Annotated in this window: 16 protein-coding genes; 8 read left to right on the forward strand and 8 right to left on the reverse strand. The window is 56.3% G+C overall.

The genetic code is table 11. From position 1 onward, the window contains the following. Window positions 1–19: 19 nt before the first annotated feature. The 7 genes from ACP99_RS17475 to ACP99_RS17505 all read right to left on the reverse strand — a co-directional run bounded on the left by ACP99_RS17475 (window position 20) and on the right by ACP99_RS17505 (window position 10,891). Window positions 20–373 carry a hypothetical protein gene (locus tag ACP99_RS17475; RefSeq protein WP_197052506.1) on the reverse strand — a complete coding sequence of 118 codons (354 nt, stop codon included), beginning with the start codon at window positions 371–373 and terminating at the stop codon, window positions 20–22. A 76-nt stretch (window positions 374–449) separates the two neighbouring features. Then, window positions 450–884 (reverse strand): TRAM domain-containing protein, encoded by a 435-nt coding sequence (locus tag ACP99_RS19645; protein ID WP_081927567.1) that lies wholly within the window; start codon window positions 882–884, stop codon window positions 450–452. 36 nt (window positions 885–920) lie between these two features. After that, a complete protein-coding gene (locus ACP99_RS17485) occupies window positions 921–3,770 on the reverse strand; it encodes a UvrD-helicase domain-containing protein (protein ID WP_049987824.1) in 2,850 nt (949 codons plus the stop codon). Then, window positions 3,767–6,352, reverse strand: a complete 2,586-nt coding sequence (locus tag ACP99_RS17490) for a PD-(D/E)XK nuclease family protein (RefSeq protein WP_049987825.1) — start codon at window positions 6,350–6,352, stop codon at window positions 3,767–3,769. The genes ACP99_RS17485 and ACP99_RS17490 overlap by 4 nt, the downstream gene beginning before the upstream one ends. A 153-nt stretch (window positions 6,353–6,505) precedes the next feature. Next, window positions 6,506–7,288 carry a hypothetical protein gene (locus ACP99_RS17495; protein ID WP_006183519.1) on the reverse strand — a complete coding sequence of 261 codons (783 nt, stop codon included), beginning with the start codon at window positions 7,286–7,288 and terminating at the stop codon, window positions 6,506–6,508. A gap of 319 nt (window positions 7,289–7,607) precedes the next feature. Beyond that, complete coding sequence (locus ACP99_RS20685) at window positions 7,608–8,444, reverse strand: hypothetical protein (RefSeq protein ID WP_197052507.1); 837 nt, start codon at window positions 8,442–8,444, stop codon at window positions 7,608–7,610. Then, window positions 8,405–10,891: an Eco57I restriction-modification methylase domain-containing protein gene (locus tag ACP99_RS17505; RefSeq protein ID WP_197052508.1), complete on the reverse strand. Its 2,487-nt coding sequence runs from the start codon at window positions 10,889–10,891 to the stop codon at window positions 8,405–8,407. Before ACP99_RS17505 ends, ACP99_RS20685 begins: the two co-directional genes overlap by 40 nt. Before the next feature lie 331 nt (window positions 10,892–11,222). Between ACP99_RS17505 and ACP99_RS20690 the strand changes: the two genes are divergently transcribed. The 7 genes from ACP99_RS20690 to ACP99_RS17535 all read left to right on the forward strand — a co-directional run bounded on the left by ACP99_RS20690 (window position 11,223) and on the right by ACP99_RS17535 (window position 19,025). Continuing rightward, window positions 11,223–11,372, forward strand: a complete 150-nt coding sequence (locus ACP99_RS20690; protein ID WP_197052509.1) for a hypothetical protein — start codon at window positions 11,223–11,225, stop codon at window positions 11,370–11,372. A gap of 189 nt (window positions 11,373–11,561) precedes the next feature. Continuing rightward, a complete protein-coding gene (locus ACP99_RS17510; RefSeq protein WP_049987827.1) occupies window positions 11,562–12,590 on the forward strand; it encodes a Cdc6/Cdc18 family protein in 1,029 nt (342 codons plus the stop codon). Window positions 12,591–12,614: 24 nt separating this feature from the next. Continuing rightward, window positions 12,615–13,739, forward strand: a complete 1,125-nt coding sequence (locus tag ACP99_RS17515) for an SMODS domain-containing nucleotidyltransferase (protein ID WP_049987828.1) — start codon at window positions 12,615–12,617, stop codon at window positions 13,737–13,739. 410 nt (window positions 13,740–14,149) lie between these two features. Beyond that, complete coding sequence (locus tag ACP99_RS17520; RefSeq protein WP_081927568.1) at window positions 14,150–16,084, forward strand: ThiF family adenylyltransferase; 1,935 nt, start codon at window positions 14,150–14,152, stop codon at window positions 16,082–16,084. Window positions 16,085–16,756: 672 nt separating this feature from the next. Further along, complete coding sequence (locus ACP99_RS20695; protein ID WP_197052510.1) at window positions 16,757–17,326, forward strand: SAVED domain-containing protein; 570 nt, start codon at window positions 16,757–16,759, stop codon at window positions 17,324–17,326. A gap of 153 nt (window positions 17,327–17,479) precedes the next feature. Then, window positions 17,480–17,602: a hypothetical protein gene (locus ACP99_RS21300; protein WP_008528531.1), complete on the forward strand. Its 123-nt coding sequence runs from the start codon at window positions 17,480–17,482 to the stop codon at window positions 17,600–17,602. Window positions 17,603–17,624: 22 nt separating this feature from the next. Continuing rightward, window positions 17,625–19,025 carry a hypothetical protein gene (locus ACP99_RS17535; RefSeq protein ID WP_049987832.1) on the forward strand — a complete coding sequence of 467 codons (1,401 nt, stop codon included), beginning with the start codon at window positions 17,625–17,627 and terminating at the stop codon, window positions 19,023–19,025. Between the two features lie 189 nt (window positions 19,026–19,214). On the opposite strand, the gene ACP99_RS17540 is transcribed toward ACP99_RS17535, so the two are convergent. Next, window positions 19,215–19,901 (reverse strand): SOS response-associated peptidase, encoded by a 687-nt coding sequence (locus tag ACP99_RS17540; protein ID WP_049987835.1) that lies wholly within the window; start codon window positions 19,899–19,901, stop codon window positions 19,215–19,217. Between the two features lie 182 nt (window positions 19,902–20,083). On the opposite strand from ACP99_RS17540, the gene ACP99_RS17545 reads away from it, so the two are divergent. Continuing rightward, window positions 20,084–20,757: metallophosphoesterase family protein (locus ACP99_RS17545; RefSeq protein WP_049987833.1), on the forward strand; the 674-nt coding region annotated here is incomplete at its 3' end.

Below are 20,757 nucleotides of genomic sequence, written 5' to 3' on the forward strand. Positions count from 1 at the left end.
AAAAATTGGAGGGGCGGTGTCAGTCGACCGTCGCTAACACACGGACATCCGTAGCTGAGTGTCGTTCCCGTTCAGTACGAGCACCGTGCTCGCGGAGGAACTCATCAATGCGGTCCGCAAGAGCCTCCGCATCCTCCCTATCGACGTGGACGATTAGCGTCGGACGCTCCTTGTCGCTGTTCTCGATCACGAGCGAGACATCCTTGAATTCGTCCGGCTGTCTATACGCCTCGAACTTATCGGCGACCTGGTCGGCCAAGTCGTCGAGTACCTCAATCGGTTCCTTTGTCATAGATTGAATATCGGCCTTCGAAGGTTGTGCCATCGCGAACGCGTGAAGAAAACGTGACGTGACTTTCAGAACCACCTCCATCAGACAAACTCGAACGGAGCCTTCTCACATCGATGGTTTACCGAGAAGAAGACCGATCCACAGAAGGGACAATGGGTTAGAGTGATTGCTGATCGCTATCGACGATGCTCGCAAACGCGACGTTCTCCTTAACTTGTTCGATTTCGACTGTTGGCTCGTCGCCGGGTTGAGCGCCGGGAACGATCACGACGTAGCCACGTTCGACTTTTGCGATACCATCGCCCTGATCGCCGACTGTCTCGATAGTCGTATCACGTATTTCGCCTTCCTCTACGGGAGGTCCTGAGGAAGAATGGCTCGCAGTCTCACGAGAAGGTGCTCTCTGTGACCCCTGTTGTACTGACGACTCCGTCGAGACAGAAGATTCCAGAATAGCTACGCGATATGTTTCGTCATCTGATAACGCTTCATAGTTGATTTCATTCGAAGGGACCTCCACTATGTACGTCCCATCCTGCTCATTAATTGGAGCACTGAACAGAGAGCGAAGGGAGCTGGGAATTTCGACCATTGAGTTTCTAGTGCTCAGTACCCACGAGACAATGATTTAAACACTATGTGTTACCACTAGCTCTCGAAGAGCCGCCTTATCGAGAGGGGTAATATTGTGCCGAGTGCCATCATCGGTGTAGAAAATAGACGCAGTGACCGATCGCTCTGGATATTGGTCGGCGACGACATGGTAGTAGATACTGAGCTGTTTCCGGTATTCACCTTCTGCGTGCGTTGTGAGATCGGTTTTGTAGTCGATGATCTCAACACGGTCAGATGTCACGTGGAGCAAGTCGATGATGCCGCCGATCGTTACCTTCTCGCCGTCGACGGTAAGTGGAAGGAACGCATCGATCTCGGCTCTCGTCTCACCCTCGAGTGAGTCGAGTAACGCCTTGACGTGCTCTTTGTCAGGGTTATCGCCAGTTTCGACTGCTTCACCGAGAACATACCGTTCCGCAAACTCGTGGACGTCTGACCCGAACTCCATTCCCCGGCCGCCGGTATTCCCTTCGAAGACTGCGTCATCGATGAAGGTGTGTGGTGAGTAGCTTGCCGGTCCATCAGGCTCCGGAATATCGACCGTGTAGGTCGAATGCTCGCCGGGTTCTGGGTCGAACGCAGATAGATCGGGGTCGATATCTTCGACATCAACGGGGAGTGAATCGAGGAACGAATTTGGGTCAGTACCGCCAGTCAAGACGAGGTGGCTCTCAGCACGCGTGACAGCCACATAGAGAAGCCGACGTTCCTCGTCGTAGTTCTGGGGGAGGCAGCGATTAAGAACGTCAGTCTTCCAGTCGTCGTAGACGTGTGGAACGCCGTGTGCGTCCTCTGAGTACACCTTCCGCTGACGGAGGCCAATCGGGTCGGTGTAGGCGATATCGCTTCCGCTGCCACCGGAAGACGGGAATTTGTTCGCGTTCATATTTGCGAGGATGACGATTGGGTATTCGAGCCCTTTCGTCGCGTGGATCGTTTGGACAGTCACCGCGTTCGTCCCAGCCCCGGCGTCGACGTCGTGTGTACTCCCATCAGCAATCGCCTCCTCGATGAATCGGATCAGCTCTCCACGGGTGAACGTCGTCGTCCCGTGAACCGACTGAATAGTGTCGAGAACGACGTCTGCGGTCGGGCCGGAATGGCCGTACTGTTCGAACACGCGTCGGGCGACGCCGCCGAACGTCTCCAAATCCCGTAGATCCTCTCGGAATGCGACCATAGCTTCGGGATATGCCTCACGCTCGATGATCGTCTTCGTCTCGTCAATCGTGTAGCCAGCCTCTTCGAGGACGAGTGCCCACCCGCGTTCAGCGTCACGTTCGAGGATACGCAACCACGCTAACACCAGCTTCGCGGCGTCGGTCCGGAAGACCTCGATCCCACCCTCGTAGGCCATCGGCAGACCGAACTTACTCGCCGTATCGAGCAGATCCCGACCGAAGTCGCGGGTTCGCGTCAACACAGCGATGTCGCCGTACTCCGGAGCGCGATACGTGCCGTCGTCGCCTTCGACGGCGTAATCATCGTTGTCGACGATTGCGTCGATCTTTGCGAGAATGGCCTCGTGTTCGTCCTCACTCGTGAGCGCCTCGATGTAGCTATCATCTCGATCTGTATCGGCAGTCAGTGGTGTAACCTGCTCGGAGATAGCCTCCGCATCCAGAGATTCGTTCTTTGTCGCACGGGCAGTCAGCGCGTGGGTAGAGAAGTCCAAGATGGACTGTGTCGACCGGTAATTCCGCGTCAGCTGCTTGTCATCAACCGGCGTCGTCTGGAACGTGACTCGATCTACGTCCCGATTCAGCTCCGCGGTAAATCGTTCGAGCCGATCGTCGAACTCGCGGATATTGTCGACGTCCGCGTACTGGAAACTGTAGATGCTCTGTTTCCAGTCGCCGACCACGCAGATGTTGTTCGTGCCGGCAAGCAGCAGCGTGAGTTTGAACTGGATCTCACTGGAGTCCTGGAACTCGTCGACCATCACGTACTCGTACCCCAGCTGCTCTCGGAGGTCGTGATCCTCACACAGAAGCACGAACGCGAACAGCTGAAGGAACCCGAAATTCAGGTAGTTCCGCCGAAGCGCGAACTCAAGATAGGCGTGATACACGTCGTGGACGAACCGCTTGAGAGCCGTTCGGTCCTCCTCGAAGACGCGTTCGACGAGGTCCGCCGGGACTTGCTTGCCATCGCCGCGGATGTCCCACTTTGCGGGCGCCTCCGGGAGATACGTCTTGTCTTCACCATACTGATAGAGCTTCTTTCGAAGCTTCGATTGCTTGCTCCCGCCGTTCCGTGGTTCATTCCGGTCGGTGAACAGCGTCTCGAACGCCTCAAAGTCCCCATCGAGGTGTGACTCGCTGTCCCGGTACCAGCCATCCGCAGTGGGGAACACACCTTTTGCGGACAGTTCCTTGATCAGATCGAGTAGCTCCGACGTCTCCGACAGTGCCGTGAAGAACTCGTCATACTCTGGGTGATTATCGATGAACTGGCCGATGAACTCACGAAACAGCGCCTGTTCGATGATTTCGTCTTCGATAATCCGTGTCGAGCCAGTGATCGTCTCATCAATCCCGAGGGACATCGGTGCGTCGTGTCCGTATTCGTCGAGCAAGTCGTGTGACAGCGAGTGGAACGTTTGGATCGGCGCGTTCGCGAGTTCCCGCATCCCGTACTCGCTGTGACGGACAATCCGCTCTCGCATCTCCTCGGCCGCGTTGTTCGTAAAGGTCACCAACAGCACGTCTTCGGGATCGACGCCATCTTGGGCGACAATGTTTGCGTATCGCCGGGTAACGGTGAACGTCTTCCCGGTGCCAGCACCCGCGTCGACGAGATAGAGGCCATCAGTCGCCTCTATGAGTTCGCGTTGCTCCCGGTTCGGGTCGACGCCGCTCATTGTTCACCCTCCAGGAGGAGATCCCGGTTGTCAACCCGTCGGTAGTTCGGCTCACCCGCGATCCCCTCGATTGGGAATGCCTCGTCGCCAGTGCGGCGTCGGTTGAGTTCCGCCAGTCGCTCGTCGACAAACGATTCGAACGCATCGAGATCACTCTTGAAGAATGCACCCTTCTGTCGGTCGACGATTGCTCGCATCACCTGCTTGCTCCCTGTTGTCACATACTTGTACTCGCCAATCTCGGCTTCGAGCCGGTCAATCATCGTCTCTCCGAACTCGGAGTCGATGAGTTCGTCGCTGTCAGTCGTCTCGACAAGCGGCGCAGCATCGAAGAGCGCGGCGTATGTCTGATAGTCGATCTTCGAGAGGATCTTTTGGCACTTCTGTGCCCCCTCCTCACGGAGATACTCGAAGAACTCCTCACGTTGCACGTGCTCGGTGAGCGATTCAGGGTAGTATGTTACAGTCGTCAACGCGTCGTCGATGTCGGCGTCGCCGGCGATCACGTCGTCGACGAGTTCGGTGACGTAGAAGAAGGTGAACGAGAGTTGGTCACCCGGACGTTGTGATCGCCAATAGGTGAGATAGAGTGCTGCCTGAAAGTCAGGCTCGTCTGTCGGCTCGTCAATCGCGGCGTGTTTGACGATTGAGGTGGCGCTGCTCTCGCTGCCACTCTTGTAGTCGAGCAGTTCTTGCTGCGACTGAACGAGGTCGATCATTCCGTTGATGCCCAATTCTTCGTCAGTAAACCGACGTTCAGTCACGGGAGAGTCGACATCGCGACCGAAGTGAGCAGCGACGGCATTATCACCCCCACTGGACGGCGTCAGAAACGCGCCCTCGGTCGGCTGGTTCGCGTCAAGATATGAGACGATCGTTTCGAGGCTCGCACGATATTCAGTGCGCCGGGTCCGTTCGTCGACGGAGCGAACCAGCGGACGGACGTCCTCGAGCATAAGTTCGACGACCTCCGAGAGTGTCTCTTCGTCAATCTCGTCCGGATGGTTGACGTAGAACTCCGCGAAGTCGTGGAGCAGGTTGCCCTCGGTGAGATACGCTTTCTCCGGACCGTCGACTATCCGGCTGAAGTAGTAGTCTCGCGGTGAGTTCACGTAGGTGTTGAGACTCGACTTGCTGATCGTCTCGACCGGGTCGGAAGTCACACCGACAGGTTCGTTCTCGAATCCGTCACCAGCTCGTGCTGCGGTTTCGATCTGATGACTTGTCGAAGGTAGATCGGAGAAGCGGTCGTACTCCGGTTCGAGGAGCTCTTCGAAGTACAGGCACGGCGTAACGGGTGATCCGCCGGTCGCATCTTGGACGAGATAGTGTTGCTGGCTGCCGCTCTGCAACAGCAGCTGGAAGCTCTTAAGATTCCGTGTGAACTGGGCGTCCTGGTCGACCCACGGACGACGTGGGGCCGAGTGGGTCCAGCGGTCGTCAAGCCCTAGGTAGAAGACAACCTCACGACCCACGTACGACGCTGATTTCGCATCGGCGAGCAAGACACCCTCGTTCTCTCGATCGACCGGCACCTCGTAGGTCTGGAGATAGAACGACAAATCGTCGAGGCGCGCTTCCGTGATGGATTCGTCCGCGATGGTGAGTGTCTCCAGTTCCTCCCGGAAGGCATCCAGCGTGTCGCCGGCGTGGCGTTCAAACACTGAAAGAGCATCCGAGAACGTGTACTCTTGGACATCGTGGCAGAAGTCGATCAGCCACTTGAGATCTCCATCGTCAAGCTCGTGCAGTCGCTTGTTTGTGTCAGCGTCGACGACGTCACAATCGAAGACCGTCAACAGCGACCGGATCTCGCTTATTCGGGTATCAGTCCCCCGGTGGGCGGTCCGAAGGAGGTGGAGGAACAACCGGTGTTCGCTGCGATCTGTGAATCCCGGCCCGCCGAAAAACGGGATATCGGCCGCTTCGAGCGCGGACTCGATAAGCGGTGAATACTCGCTTTCCTGGTCGAGAACAATCCCGACGTTATCAGCGTTCTCGTCATCGACGGAATCGACGACGGTCTCGACGATCGCAGTCGGCGAATCGTGTATACGGAACGGCGGGAGCTCGAACTCGGTATCAGCGAAGAGGTCGACCGTGTCGTACTCGGCAGGCAGATACGCTCGTTCGAGCTGGGTGAGCATCGCCGGCTCGACGACGACCACGTCGAGATTCGGATCGATGGTCTCGTTTGTGAGCTTCATCGAGGCGGTCTCGAGTTCCGCGATTCGCTCCACAGCTCGTTCGGTGGCATCGTCGACGTAGCCGTCGTACTCGAAGATAGCGTCGTGTGACCCTCGGTGTTCCCAACACTGGAGGATATTCCCAACCGCGTATGCACAGCGCTTCCAGGAGAGGTCCTCGTGATCAAGCATACCGAGGAAAGCGAGACGGTCCTCGGACTCTTGGCGTCGACCAACTGCAAGTCGGCGTGGTGGGATCGCGAACGGACCGAGATGCGAACGATCGAGGTGGCGGTTGAGAGCACTTGCAAGCGGCCCATCCGGAGTGATCACCCGGTCGTACGATTGAACCTCTTCGTAGAGTTGGCCTGGCGATTTGGCGCGGGGAAATGGCACGCTCAGAGACAGTCAGTGATGTCGGTTAAATCTTTGTCAGTTAGATCAGACTTTGGAAAAGTACAGCCTTAGAACGACGGTTGTGATACCTCTACGCCGACGCGTCGTTCTGTATGAATGGAGGACTCAACCCTCACAAACACCGCCGACAATTCACGGCGGGTACTTGAACGTCTCCTCAACCCGGCGATGCAACTTGTGATCTGATGACTCCGACGAGAACCGAAACTCGCTGATGTCCTCCAGCGTCACCCCACCCGTGATTTCTCCCGGCTTCCCCATTACCTGCTCCGCGTACACGTTCTCATTCACGTCCGTGTACAGCACATGCAGCTGGAACGAAACGTACCGAATTCCGGCGTCGTACAGTCGCTGCATCGTCTCAAACACGGGCGACTGGACGTACTCCGCTCGCCCCTCCTCACCGTGGAATACCTCCTCGAACTCGACTTGCGTGCTGAACTCAACCCGACCTTCGTTCGGACTTAGCACTCCACCTTCCCGTGAATCGTTCTCGAACTGGTCCCCTTCGGTCCGATTCAACGGGAAGTACCGCGGGAGAATCTCGAACCCGTTATCGTCCGAAGTGAGGAAACACGCGTCCTCGATGTCGATAGGCGTCCCCTCCCCGGGGTCCGGGTCGTAGCTAACGACAAGTGTCGGGCGGACATACAGGTTCTGTGCGACGCCTTCACCGAGGTTCTCCAACTGGATTGTGAGAATGTCGAACGTGGTTCCGCGGCCACTCTTCGACTCGATTTCTTTCCGTCGGCTCTTCACGATTGGTTTGCTTTGACGTTCGATACTGTCCTGCAGGTCGTCGGTCTGCACTTCCGTGGTGGTGTTCGACTCCCAGAATACGAGTTTCTCAGTGAGCGTGACTTGTAACGCTGTTAGGCTGATTTGAGGGATATAGTCGCGTAGACGGTCGAACATACTGGTTAACGCTCACTCGTTGATAATAAATGGGTGGTCGTGGTACTCGATGGTAAGGAATGGAGGATATCCCGCAACCAGCGTCGGACCCGTACGACCCGGGCGACTCTGTCCGCGTACACCTCGGCCCAGATGACCCGGACAGTCGCTTCCACGGCGTCCGCTGCGAGGTTGTAGACCGTTTCTCCGATAACTTAGACCGAGAGACCGGGCGTGACTCGGACCGGTTCACATACCGTGTGCGGAGCGTAGACGGTGACTTGCTCCCCGTCGAATTCCGACACGCGGATCTCGTCCCCAAAGAGTAGCCGCGTCTCGTCTAATCGTCCGCTTCGGCCGCTTCCGCGGCGTCCACGTTCAACGTCACGTCCTGCTTCCGTTCCGGTGCCGGTGGCTTCCCATCCGGGTACAGCTCCTGCATCTTCTTGTGATACGCACCGAGCCCCATCTGCGAGTTGATGTACACGAGTTTCCCCGGATCCAGGCCGTACAACTCCATTAGCAACCGGTCGATCTTCCAATCCGTAGTGTCACCTAACTCGCCGTCATCGAACATCGTATCGACGCAATCAGCAATCTCTTCTGCCCTCTCACGCCCGTCTTCTTCGGAGAGTTTCGCCACCGGGACCGGGAGTTCCCTGATGTCCGTCTGCCGCATATTAGCGAACGCCTCTGCGGCGTCAATCTCCCCGCTGCGCTTGAACATGTAGTAATGCAGCACACGGGAGTTCATCAACCCGAGTAGGAACTTGTGGTACGTCGTCGTGTCGAGACCGCTCGGGACGTTCTCCGGGTCGGTCCATTTCCCCTCGTACTCCTCGTCCTCGTTGTCAAGATCGACGTCCACGTACCAGTCCAGCATGTCACTCTGGTCGGAGCGGATCTTATACACGTACACCGACCGCGGACAGTACACCGTGTCGTCGTGGAACGCGACCGACAACCCTACGCCGGCTTCCCGGATGAACAGCTTATCCCCGTCGTACACGGACTGGTCTTTGTAATTGACGCCATCGTACCCTAAGTCGAGACCCTTCAACTCTAGTTCGTCGTACCGTGCATCGAACGAATCACCGTCCATGTACGGCACGTCACCGTCGTCCGGGTCGTCGCTAATCAGGTACTCCTCGGCTGTTCGGTCCTGATACTCGAACACGACGTCACAGTAGTTGCACGTCTTCTCCGTGTCCGGGTCTCGACCGCGCGGCGGGGCAATCCACTTCCCGCACGCCGGCACTTGATGACGTGCCCAGCCTTATTCAACTCGACGCCACGGTGCGACTCACAGAACGCACCGACCGGTATCGAATTGTCTTCCATCGTTTCGAGGAGCTCGTCGTCCTCAACGTACCGAAACGGCTCGATCTCCCCGGACTCGATGCATCGGCTCTGCGGGATGTCGAACGCGTACGCTGACTCCAGCTGCGATAGGCTCAACTCACCTTCAATCGCTTTCCGACGGTCTTCATCGACGAGAGTCATCGACCGGAACGTGTTGTCGTCGCTCGGCTCGGTGTTCTTGAGCTGCATCGTCACCGTGGACATGCGGATATCACTTCCGAACCAGTCCGCGCCCATGATGTGGAATCGTTCGAATTCGTAGTTATCGAGCAGGTGCTGCCGGATTTCAGCCTTCTCGGACCGGAGCAGGGTTTTCGGGAGAACGTACGCTAACCGGCCACCGTCGTCTAGGTACTTGCACGCGGTAAGGATGAACAACTCGTACGTGTCCATGTTCTCGACGTCGAACTCGTCACCGAACTCATCGTCAACCCATTCGGCCGCTTCGGGGCTTACTTGCCCGCCCCACGGCGGATTCCCGATTATCAGGTCGAACTCGCCGAACCCGGCCGTTTCATCGATGTCTTCGAATTGGATTTCCCCGGCGAGCGCGTCCTGTGACGCGAAATTCCCGGTGAGCATACCGAGTGACGTGTTCTTCCGCGCTGAGCGTAGCCACACGGAGAGTTTCGAGATTTCAATCGCTTCCTGTAGTAGGTCGTTCCCGTGCAGGCACTTGTCCAGAATCTCGATTTCCCGCTTTTCGAACGATTCAAGCGGCACCTGTACCGGTCCGTCCGAACCGGCTGCTGCTACCTTCGCGGATCGGAGCTTCTCGTGCACTCGACGCGCCTCACGGCTCAAGTGGTTGAAACAGGACACCAGGAACGCACCGGACCCGCACGCTATGTCCGCGATTCGGATGTTGACAATTTCCTTCAGGTAGGCTTCAAGGAATTCCTTGTCGGGGTTCTCCATCTCCATCTCCCCGTTCTCAAGGTCTAACTCGTCCCGAATCTTCGCGCGCTTGTCCTGTAGAAGGTCCTGTATCGCGTGCTCGGCGACGTACTCGGTGAGACCCTCCCGCGTGAAGTACAGGCCATAGTCCCCTCGGTCACCGCTGAACGGGTTCGATTCGCCTTCTGCGAGGTTCGCTCGCACCTGCTCGATATCACCCACGCTCTCCTCGAAGATACGGCCGAGAACGTGCTCATTCAGGTCTTGGTGGAAGTCGTACTCGTAGAACCCGTACACGCCGTTAATCGTCGTATCCCCGATCTCGTATTCCCGAGTGAACAACTCGTCCGGGAGGGTCACTGACTGCAGCACTTCGTCCTCCTCGAACAACCCGCCGTCGTACCCGAAGATATCGTACGGGTACTCGTCCGGGCTCCCAGTGTCGATGACTCTGAACATATCCTGAATGAGCGGGTAGATTTTCCGGTCGTCCAGCGTCGGGAGTGTCGCGCCGGTGCTGACGACGTCCTCAAGCAGGTCGTCCGGGAGTAGTCCGGACGGGTGGTCTGAGAAGAAGCAAATTACGAGACCGCGGTGTATCAGGGTTTGAGCGGCTTGAATCGCGGCGAGTTGCCCGTCGCTGGATTCGCCGAGTTCCGGGGCTTCGTTGATAATTTCCTCGTACACGTCCTCCACAGCTTCCCGGTAGAATTGGTAGAAGTCCTCGGTGAGTTCCAACCGTTCGGACAGGTTCTGCGCCATGAGGTCCTCGATGTCCGAATCGGCATCCTCACCGATTAGGAACCGTCGGTGCATAATGAAGTAGAATTCCCAGAACGTCTCGGTCAACTCACCGTCGGCGTCAAGGAACTCGTCGATCTCCCACTCCTCGTAATGGTCGATACTGCCGTGGTGGTACAACCTGACTACTTCCATGTTCGACGCGACAACCCACCGAACGGACAGACCGTTCGTGATCGCGTACTCGAATGCCTGCTCCACCGGTGATTTGAGGCGCGACGGATCGACTTTATCGAGGTCCGTCCCCGGGTCTTTCAGCTCACCGACGACTTTCCTGACGTCTTCAGTGAGATCCCCGTCGTCCTGTTCGAAGTGACCGAGTAGAACGTCGGGGAACCCGTCACCGCCTTCGGAGAGTGATTCAGGGAGGAGCTGGAATTCACCGGCGCTGCCGCGCGGTCGAGTGTATCCAAGTACATCGCTGAAAATGTCACTTACGAACGATTGCTGCAGGTTGCGCTCAGTGAGTGACGTGCTCGTTCCCGTCCAGCCTTCCACGGCATCAACAATGTCGTCGGTATCGACTGGGCGTTCGACTTCCTGTTGCTGTAAGTACTCATCCACTAGGTCCGCGTCGAAGAGAGAGTGCTGATTAGTCGGCAAGGATATTGGGTTCTTTCTTATACAGGATACTTTGTTCTATCCCTTAACCAGTCACGGCGCCATTATCCATCCCCTTGGCCGCTATTAAAAATTTGTCGTGTTGGGTAAATTACTGGAATTTGAGGTGGGGTATTGTGACACCTATGACATGACCGTGTCGCTCTCGACAATGAAACAATTTTCGCCGCCCCTGAACCGTAGTTCAACCGACCGGAACACTGAATTCCCGTTGCTATCGTATCGGACACGTCTCCCCCGTCGTCCTGTCCCCGGACGGAGAGTACGATTTTGAATGGACTCGACATACAAAGCCGAAGCACAGCTACTGTATGATGTCGTGGACTGGTTTGCTGAAAAGTACAATTCCGACAACCAGATGCTCGTCACGTACAAGACAGCGACTATGATATCGCGGTTTTTTGAAGCACTGGGGTATGATTGACGTGGCATTGCCTTGCCAAACGCCACATTACGTTCGACCTCAGGTGTTTCCGGAAATGCTTGGTTTCCTCAAAACGAACCGCATCACAGCGTGGTCAAACTCGGATTGAACTGAGATTGAATAGTACTTTCCGGAAACACCCCGGTCACGTTTTTAGTACTAGCCAGAAAATCAGTCTATCAAGTAACGATGATCCGCGATGCTCGCGTTCTCCGCGCCGGGTTCGTCCCTCGGGAAGTTGAGCATCGCGACGCTGAGGTCAACCACCTCTCCAGCGTCCTCGAGCCCATCACGAACGGTGAACCAGCCGACACGGCTATCGTCACCGGGCCCAGCGGCGCCGGCAAGACGTGCATCTCGAAATTCGTCACGGAACGGCTGCGTGAAGAGGTTCTTGACGTCGAGGCCACCTACGTCAACTGCTGGCGCAACTACACGCGGTTCCGCACGCTCTACCAGATCCTCGACGACCTCGGCGCGACCATCGACATCCACCGGCAGTCGACGCCCCACGACGAACTCGTAGACCGCCTCCAGCAGCATGACGGCCCGCGAACCGTCGTCATCCTCGACGAGGTCGACCAGCTCGAAGATCCCAGCGTCATCTACGACCTCCACAGCCTCCCGCAGTTCGCGATCATCTGCATCGCGAACAAGGAAGAGGAGCTGTTCAGCCGCGTCGACGATCGCCTCGTGAGCCGCCTGCGCTCCAGCGAGCACGTCCGGATGGACAAGTACCACGACGAGCAGCTGTACGACATCCTGAGTGCTCGGGCGAAGTGGGGCCTCGACGAGGACGTCATCACCGACGACCAGCTCTACCGGATCGCCGACGCGGCCGCCGGCGACGCCCGCCTCGCAATCGGCATCCTACGAACGGCCGCCGGCAAGGCCGATCGCGAGAACCACGAGCACATCACCGACGACATTCTCCTGAACGCCGCCGAGGATGCCCGAGCCCAAATCAAGCAGAAGAGCCTCGATTCACTCACGCCACACCAGCGCGTCGTCTACGACATCGTCCGGGACCACGGTCCGGTCGGGCCGAGTGAGATCCACGACCACTATACGGACGAAGTCGACGAACCACGGACGAAACGGACAGTCCGGTCCTATCTCTCGAAGATGGCCCAGTACAACCTCCTCGAGGCCGAGGGCACGAGCCGAGATCGAGAATACGCGATCATTGAGTCACCGTCTGCTACAACAACCACTTAAAACATCCCAGAACATCGATACACTATGACCACACTTCCCACACTGTTCGAGACCTTCCTGTCAGACATCCGCCCGCAGGACGAACACAATGATGCCTACAAGGAGGGTCACGAAACCCTCCGCGATCACTTGCAGACTGACGACGACATCGACGAGTTCTACGTTGCAGACTTTCTACAGGGGAGCTACCGCCGGTGGACGGCACTCAGACCGCAGGAAGACGAGAGATCCGACGTTGACGTCGTCTTTGTCTCTGATCTCAGCAGTGACCTTGATACCGACGTAGCGCTGGAGAAATGCGAACCGTTCCTAGAGGAACACTATGAGGGGCAGTGGGAACCAAATGCGCACTCCTACAAGATTGAGGAAGAGGAGGTTGAAATCGATCTCGTCTTGACAGCCGCACCCAGCGAGGCAACACGCGAAGTCGTGAAATCTCTGGGTTCACTGGACGTAGGAACAGCACTGAGTCCGGACGACCTTTCGACGGTTGCAGAGGCCCTCAATATCTCGCCAGATGGCGACGACGAGTGGAAGGACGAACCGCTCAAGATCCCACATCGAGATGAGAACGAGTGGGAGAATACCCATCCCCTCGCGACTATCGCCTTCACTGTAAATAAGAACGATATCACGGATGGTCACTACGTGAACGTCGTCAAGGCCATCAAATGGTGGCGGCGAACGAAGACCCCCGACGTTGAGGGACCGACGAGCTATCCCCTCGAACATATCATTGGCCATTGCTGTCCTGATGATATCGACAGCGTCGCCGAGGGCGTGACGAGAACGCTCGAAGCAATCACACGGCAGTTCAAGACCGAAGCACTGACTGAGGAAACCCCCACTCTGCCTGCTCACGGTCTCCCGAGAACCCCCGAGAACGACGTCCTCAAACAAATCGACGGGGTAGATTTCGCGGCTTTCTACGCTGAGGCCGAGGATGCCGCAGACCTCGCGCGAACGGCACTGGATGAGGAGGACAAAGAAACATCGAGGGATTACTGGTACCAGCTCTTCGGCGAGAAATTCCCTCCATTCGGAAGTGAAGACGATTCTGACGATGGAGGGGAGAAAGCCATGTCAGTAGGCTCGTCCTCACAGGTAGAGGATCCATCGGACCACCAGTTCGCCGAGTCGGACAGCTAACGTAATAAATGCCACCCCACGAAATTACAGAAGCCGTCGCAGCCATTGCCGAACGGGATGGGGTCACCGTCCTCAAAGACCCATATCGAGACGATAGCAACGGACGGTGGATTGTCAAGATCAGGCTTTCTCCAGACGACTTAGAACCCCATCCGGACGTCCCACGCGAGACAGACTGGTATCTCCATCTACGGGATACGTACCCCACCGGTTCAATTGGGATCTACCCTGCGGATCAAGAAGAGAACACCATTACCGCCACATTTCCCCACCAGAAGCTGAACGTTGCTGGGAGCGACGATACTCCGTGGCGAAGAGGCGATATCTGTGTTGCTCGGTATGGGCACACCCTTAGTCAAACGGGAGCCACCGGCGAACCCAGCACAAGCCGTGATCGACTCTGTTGGCATATGGACCGAGCATTGCGGTGGTTAAGTAATGCTGCGAAAGGGGAACTCCGGGAACCAGACGAACCGTTTGAAATCCCGGCCTTCGATACGAACTCGGCTTCGGCCACGACCATCGCATTCAACGAGACGCAGGAGTCGTTCTCAGATTGGATGACGGCGTATGGACAGTGGGGGACAGTCAATCTCCGCTCGTTGCCAACTGCTGAAGAGACATACGCGACTGGTACGTTCAAAGATAGCGACGATGAAGTCGTCTATCAGCCACAATGGGGCGGATATATCGATTCGAATCCTGATGACTCTGTTTCCGGAGCGTGGGCATTGTTAGAAGAGGTACCGATTGAACCCCCGTGGGAGGCCCCGGAGACGTGGGAACAGTTAGACGTATTTTTCGAGGGTACCGAGACCGACCCGTACGAACTACGGGCGAATATCAAGCCCGTCTTGGACGATGAGCCGGTCAAGATCCTTCTAATTGGATTCCCCATCCCAGCAACGGTTGACGGCGACCCCGAGATCATCTATTGGCAACCAATCGAAATAAAAGAGTTCAAAGATCCGAATGACCTCTCCGGCGGATTTCGAGATACTGGAAAGGGGCCTGAGATAGCCGAACGGCGGGAAGCCGGAGAGGAACAGATTCGGTGGCTGGACTCGGACAACTGGTCGCATGAGCAGCTCACCAGACGCGGGCATATGACAGAGTGGTTTCTGGATCGCAACATCGTGCTCATCGGAGCGGGAGCGCTCGGCAGTATGGTTGCCGAGAACCTCGTTCGAGCCGGCTGTCAGCAACTTACCATCATCGACAACGACACGTATGAGATCGGCAACGTGGCTCGCCACACACTAACAATCGATGAGGTGGGAGGAAACAAGGCGACAGCAATCGCGGACCGGCTCGAATCCATTGCACCGTACGCCCAGGTCCTTGATGTGGATAGCGCCTTTCCACCGAGCGGTGAGTTGCCGGAGCCAATTAGAGAAGCGGAGGTAGTAATTGACTGTACCGCGTCACGGGGAGTTCGTCGCGCTCTGGATGCGATTAGATGGAATCACCCGGTCGTGTTTTGCTCCGCTGCGATGGGTCGGCGAGCGAACCGGTTGTTCTGCTTCACAGCTTACTCACATACCTTTCCGTACAGCGATTACAACGAAGCGTTCGATCCATGGCGGTTGCAAGAACAGATCGAATGGGACGAAGACGAGGATGCCATCCCCGAACGAGTGGGCTGCTGGCACCCAGCATCAGTTATCCGAACAGACCGGGTGATGACGTGGGCTGGGACAGTGACACGGCTACTTGATCAGGCGACGGCATTGAGTCTGCGCGAGAATCACTTCACCGTACTCGAGACCGGTAGTGACGACGAGCTGCCGACTATTTCAAAGGCCACACCTCCCTTCCAAGACGGAACAATATGGCGAGCACCGGAATCACCCATCACCGTACAGATTCCGGCCACGTGTCTTGAAGCGATGTATGATCGCTGCCGAAAGGAACATCCATGTGAAACGGGCGGTATTTTGGCTGGTACCGACCGTCTCGATGGACCAGCACTGGTGGTTAATGCCCGAGACCCACCGCGGGACTCCATTCAAGAACCAACTCGATTCCTCCGAGGAACCGACAAAGTCGAGGAGTGGCTCAAAGATGCCAGGGAGAGCATCGGTATCGACTATCTCGGTGAATGGCACTACCATCCCGGCGCTTCACCCGATATCAGTCGGGACGATCGAACTGCGATGAATGAAATCGCCAACAACGACGGCTACGACTGTCCGCATCCGCTACTCTTCATCGTTGGTCAGGACGAAGAGGGTCAGTTCTCGATTAACGCCTATCTATTCCACGATAGTAAGGAATACGAGCAGTTAGAACGGATTGACAACCCAGATGCTGCTTCAACTCTCAACGTCGGTGACGATATATGACTGATCCAACTGGCCGTGTATTTCTCAGCTATAAGCACGAACAGACGGACATCGCCAACTTCCTGCAGACGGAACTGGAGCGACACGGGGTGCCGATTTGGCGGGATATCTTCGATTTGAAGCCGGAGCCACTCAGAGATGAAATCATCGACCAGTTGGAGAACCCGGAAACAGCCAGTGGAATTGCGCTCGTTAGTGAGGGCGTAGCCGACTCTGACATCATTCTCAACGACGAGTTGCCGGGGTTCAATAGTCGGTGGGATAGGGATGACGAGTTTTTCGTGGTCGTTGTGCCATGTCCCGATATCAGCGTTGGAGAGGCTAAATCGATACTCAACGAGGCACCGATCCTCCACGACTTTTCCGCTTGGAAAATGCTCCCCCTAGAGGCGGCCACGTCTGACAAAGCTACAGATATCGTCCAGGCCGTCTTATCAGAGCGGATCGAGCGGATAGATGGGTATTTACCAGACGGCGAGCCTCTCGAATGCTCACTTGACACCTACGAATCGCCGGCTCACGACATCGATCCAGCGATTGCTATTGACTGGTCAAGATCTTTCGAACATGGTCCACCATCCCAAGAAGTATGGAACCAACGTCTACTCCCGGCGTTAACCACAGTAACGGACTGTCTCATTCAAAACGCATCGGGCCGCCCTCTCCGCTTCCGTGGCCGAACGCATCTTCCCGCTGCTTTCGCGGCCGGTTACTGTCTTCCAACCACACGTCGTATCCAAGCAACGTGGATGCAACCCACCGGCTGCCGGGATGACAGAATGGAAACTCGATATCGACGAAGAGGAAAGCGGGTTAGAAGGAGATCTCCAGCGACAACCGAATCACGGATCGGAGCTGGCGGTGCTCGTCAACATCGCTGCCGATGTGCAACCGGAGATAGACCAGATGCATAACGACCTTCCGGATTTCAACGGCGTTCTCAGATTGACACCGGAAGATGGGCCCGATGTGGAACTGTCTCCGGCACAGGCAGCCCATGCTGCAGATGTTTTCCGAACCAAGGTACGAGACGCGGTCAAAGAACTGCCAAAAACATCGACCATTCATCTCTTCATAGCTGGCCCGATAGGGCTCGCCTTTCTCTTCGGGCGAAAATCAAACACACTCAGACCGATCCAGACCTACCTCTATAGCAAAGACGAGGGTCGATACTATCCCGCTGGTCGATTACAGGATCAGCCACTTTCAGACGGCTCAGACACCGCCTCAGAAGATCAATAGCAAATCAGTACCCATTACCAGAAGAGCATCGACTCGATCATGCCGCACCAGCGCGTCGTCTACGAGGTGATTAAAGAACTGGTAGGTCGTGTTTTGTTGACCGAGAGAATACACCCCCGTGATTTATTACTGCAGGAGCGATTATGTCCTACTATGAGCGCAAAGGGCCAGCTCCGTCGGTTCGAGAACAGGGCGCAGTTGCTGCGCCATATCTCTGAGGAGACCGGCACGGACATCGACACGCTTTGGGACGAGTACGAAGCCCAAGTCGAATAGAGCTCTTCGCTATTTTTGACGCGTGGGCGACGACACTGATCTCGACTTATCGTTCGCAATAGATGCAGAGACAGTCTCTCTGAGCCCTATCGGGGAATATCAGGTTCTCGATCTGGAAGGGCCGGTCGTCATCGTTGGAGATGCGTCGTACCGCGTTGTTCCGGTCGGTGAAGAATCAGACGCGTCAGAAGATGTCCGGGAACTTAGCGTCGACGAGATACGTGCTGCACTCAGCGAGCTCGCTGACAACGACGACTTTCAGTCAATCGTAGACAATTGCCCGACGAATACGCCGCTCGTCTACGACGACATCGATTATTTGACCCGCCATCTTCCCACAACTTCGCTCCAGAAGTGCCAGAAGCTGAGTGAGAGCACTCCTTTCGAGAAGGAATTACTCCTCCAAGTTGCCTACGTAGAACGCCAAAACTCTCTCGTCGGGCACTCAGACAACGTCCTTGAGTATTATCTCGAACAGCGTGCTGAAATCGCTGAAAAACTCCGGTCCACCGACGAGATTGACAGCGACGTTGAGCGGTCATTCTTTTCGTATCTACTCCTTGCCTCGGCACTCATCGAAGAGTTGACGACAGAAACTGTCCTCAACGAACTCTTTCGCGAGGAAGCTCGTCTCGACAGCATCACAGAGCACGTTCGGAGTATGGGGCACGCGAAGCGATTAGAGAAACTCTGTGATATCCAAATACTGACCGGAGGTGACCACGGATCGCTTGTCGAGGTCAAAGAACGTAGAAACAACCTCGTCCACGACGCGCAGAAACGTGCAGGCCTTGACGAACTCGAATCGCGTCGTGAAGTCGCACAGATCCTCGAACAGACTGATCGATGTGCGTCCGTCCTACTGACGATCTCGGGAAAGAACATCGAGTCAGTCATCGCGAAGCGAGGGTGTGAGCCCTATATCGAACACGCTCAATCTGAGGCTGTGGCCGACACAATCACGACCTGGGAACAAGAGTATCCAGAGCGTCTGTCGAGACTTCACGACTGTGAAAGAGCGGCCCTCGAAGAGATTCGCTGGGATACCGAAGAGAGTGACCCTGGGAACAACATCACGGAGGGATTCACGTTTGATGGATTTGATGACGAAGAGCTGTATGAGATACTGATGGAGTTCATCGGTGATGCCTCACAGGCGTTCCTCGACCGGATTGATGCCGATGCAAACGAGAGCAATCTCGATCGCTTCGATTTCGCATTGATGGTGCTACTCTGTGCTGGTCACAGTTACGAGGAGATCGCCCGTTGGCTGGATACTGACGAAAAGTACGTCCAGGGGAAGGAGAACGTGATAGCCTGGAGAGCTTCGAAGTTCGAGAAGGATTTGGTAGAGGATATCCCCCGCCCAGAGGGCCCAACATGGCCATCTGAAACGGACTCAGATGATCAGGATGGGTGCTAGCCTGATAACAGACGGGTCATCGTCGCATAGTACGTGATTCTCTCTCAGCGGAAGGCACACTTGGATAAGACCGAGCGTAAGCATCTCGGAGACCGCCTCACGGCAGAAGGCACCATCCAGGATCGAGAGTACACGCTCGTCGATTCGGCAACTGCGCCGCCGATGCAATGACCGTGACGCCGTCAGCTATCAGGAACTGAACTCGCCGAGACCCGATTGCTCGTGGTCCAGCGGCTCGATGACCTGAGGGTCGTCGTTGCCGGGGTTGTTAACCCGCGTCGAGATCTCGTAGGCGTCCAGGTCGTCCCTCGGATACGGCTGGCACAGTTCCTTGCGAGTGTCCGGGTCTGTAGCGAGCCAGTCGGACTCAGTATCCTGTGGGAGGACGACCGGCATCCGGTCGTGGATGGAGTCCATCAGGTCGTTCGGCTCCGTCGTGAGAATCGTGACGCACGAGATCGTCTCGTCGTCGCCCTCCCAGACGTCCCAGAGCCCGGCCATGGCGAACGCGGGGTCGTCTTCGCGGTAAATCCGGTAGGGCTGTTTCGACCCGCCATTCGGCGATTTCCACTCGTAGAACCCTGACGAGGGGACGAGGCAGGGACGTGATTCCCACGCCCGCTCGAAGACGCGTTTCTCGTCGGCACTCTCGGAGCGAGCGTTGATGATGCCCTCCTCGGGTTCGTCCGCCCAGAACGGAATCAGTCCCCAGTGGTAGGCGTCAATCTCGTCGGAAGCCTCGTTCGTGACGATGTGGAGGTCGTCACCAGGTGCGATGTTGTATCGGGGTGTGTACCCGCCGTCCGCGACGACCTCGGCATCGAAGCGGGCCTCGAGGTCTGCTTGGTCGATGAAGAGCGAGTTCCGGCCACACATACCGAGGAGTTCGAAGGGAAGCATCTTCAACGTAATCGCACAGGAATCTCGCTGTTAACCAACAGATTGTCCCGATGAGCCTGAGTTGTTGGTTAACGACAACGGGGCGGAGAATCCCCTAATGACAAACGGTACACCTAAACAAACGATAGAAGAGGCTACACTAACTACGCACAAACAAAATGACCCACATTCTCGCCGTATCTGACTGGCGCTCTCAACCTATTGACGATCTCTATACCATTCTCGAAACTGTAGAACCAACTCCAGATCTACTACTGTATGCCGGCGACGACCTTTCACGTTTCAAAAACGCCGATACTGACACAGATCATCTTGCAGAACTTGCTCGCCTCACGAAGCACCAACAATCGCTCTATGTCCGAGGAAACGACGACTTCCCCCCGTCAACCGGTCCGCAATTCGATTCGGAATTTACCACCGACCTCCACAGGACACCATACACCTACGAGGACCTCGTGTTCATCGGCCAGGAAGGATCGACCCAGGGACCTGGTCTCATCACCTATACCGAGGACGACGTCCAACGGCACCTTTCCGAACAACGCACCGCTTGTGAAGACAGAACTCCGATTCTTGTCACTCACACTCCTCCCTTCGGCATTCTCGATATCGGGAAGCGATTCGGGCAACAACATATCGGGTCGAAGGCCGTCAGGAGCTTCATAGACGACATCCAGCCCCCAGTCACCGTCTGCGGTCATTGCCATCAATTCGGAGGCAGAGCTGAAACCCTCGAGTACGGCACGGTGATCAACATTGCGTCCCACGACGGAGTAGACGACCCAGGAAGATACGCACTCATCACCATCGACGCCTCGAACGAGTCTATCGA

The sequence above is a fragment of the Halobellus rufus genome (assembly GCF_000739575.1).
Classification (GTDB): Archaea; Halobacteriota; Halobacteria; order Halobacteriales; family Haloferacaceae; genus Haloquadratum; species Haloquadratum rufum.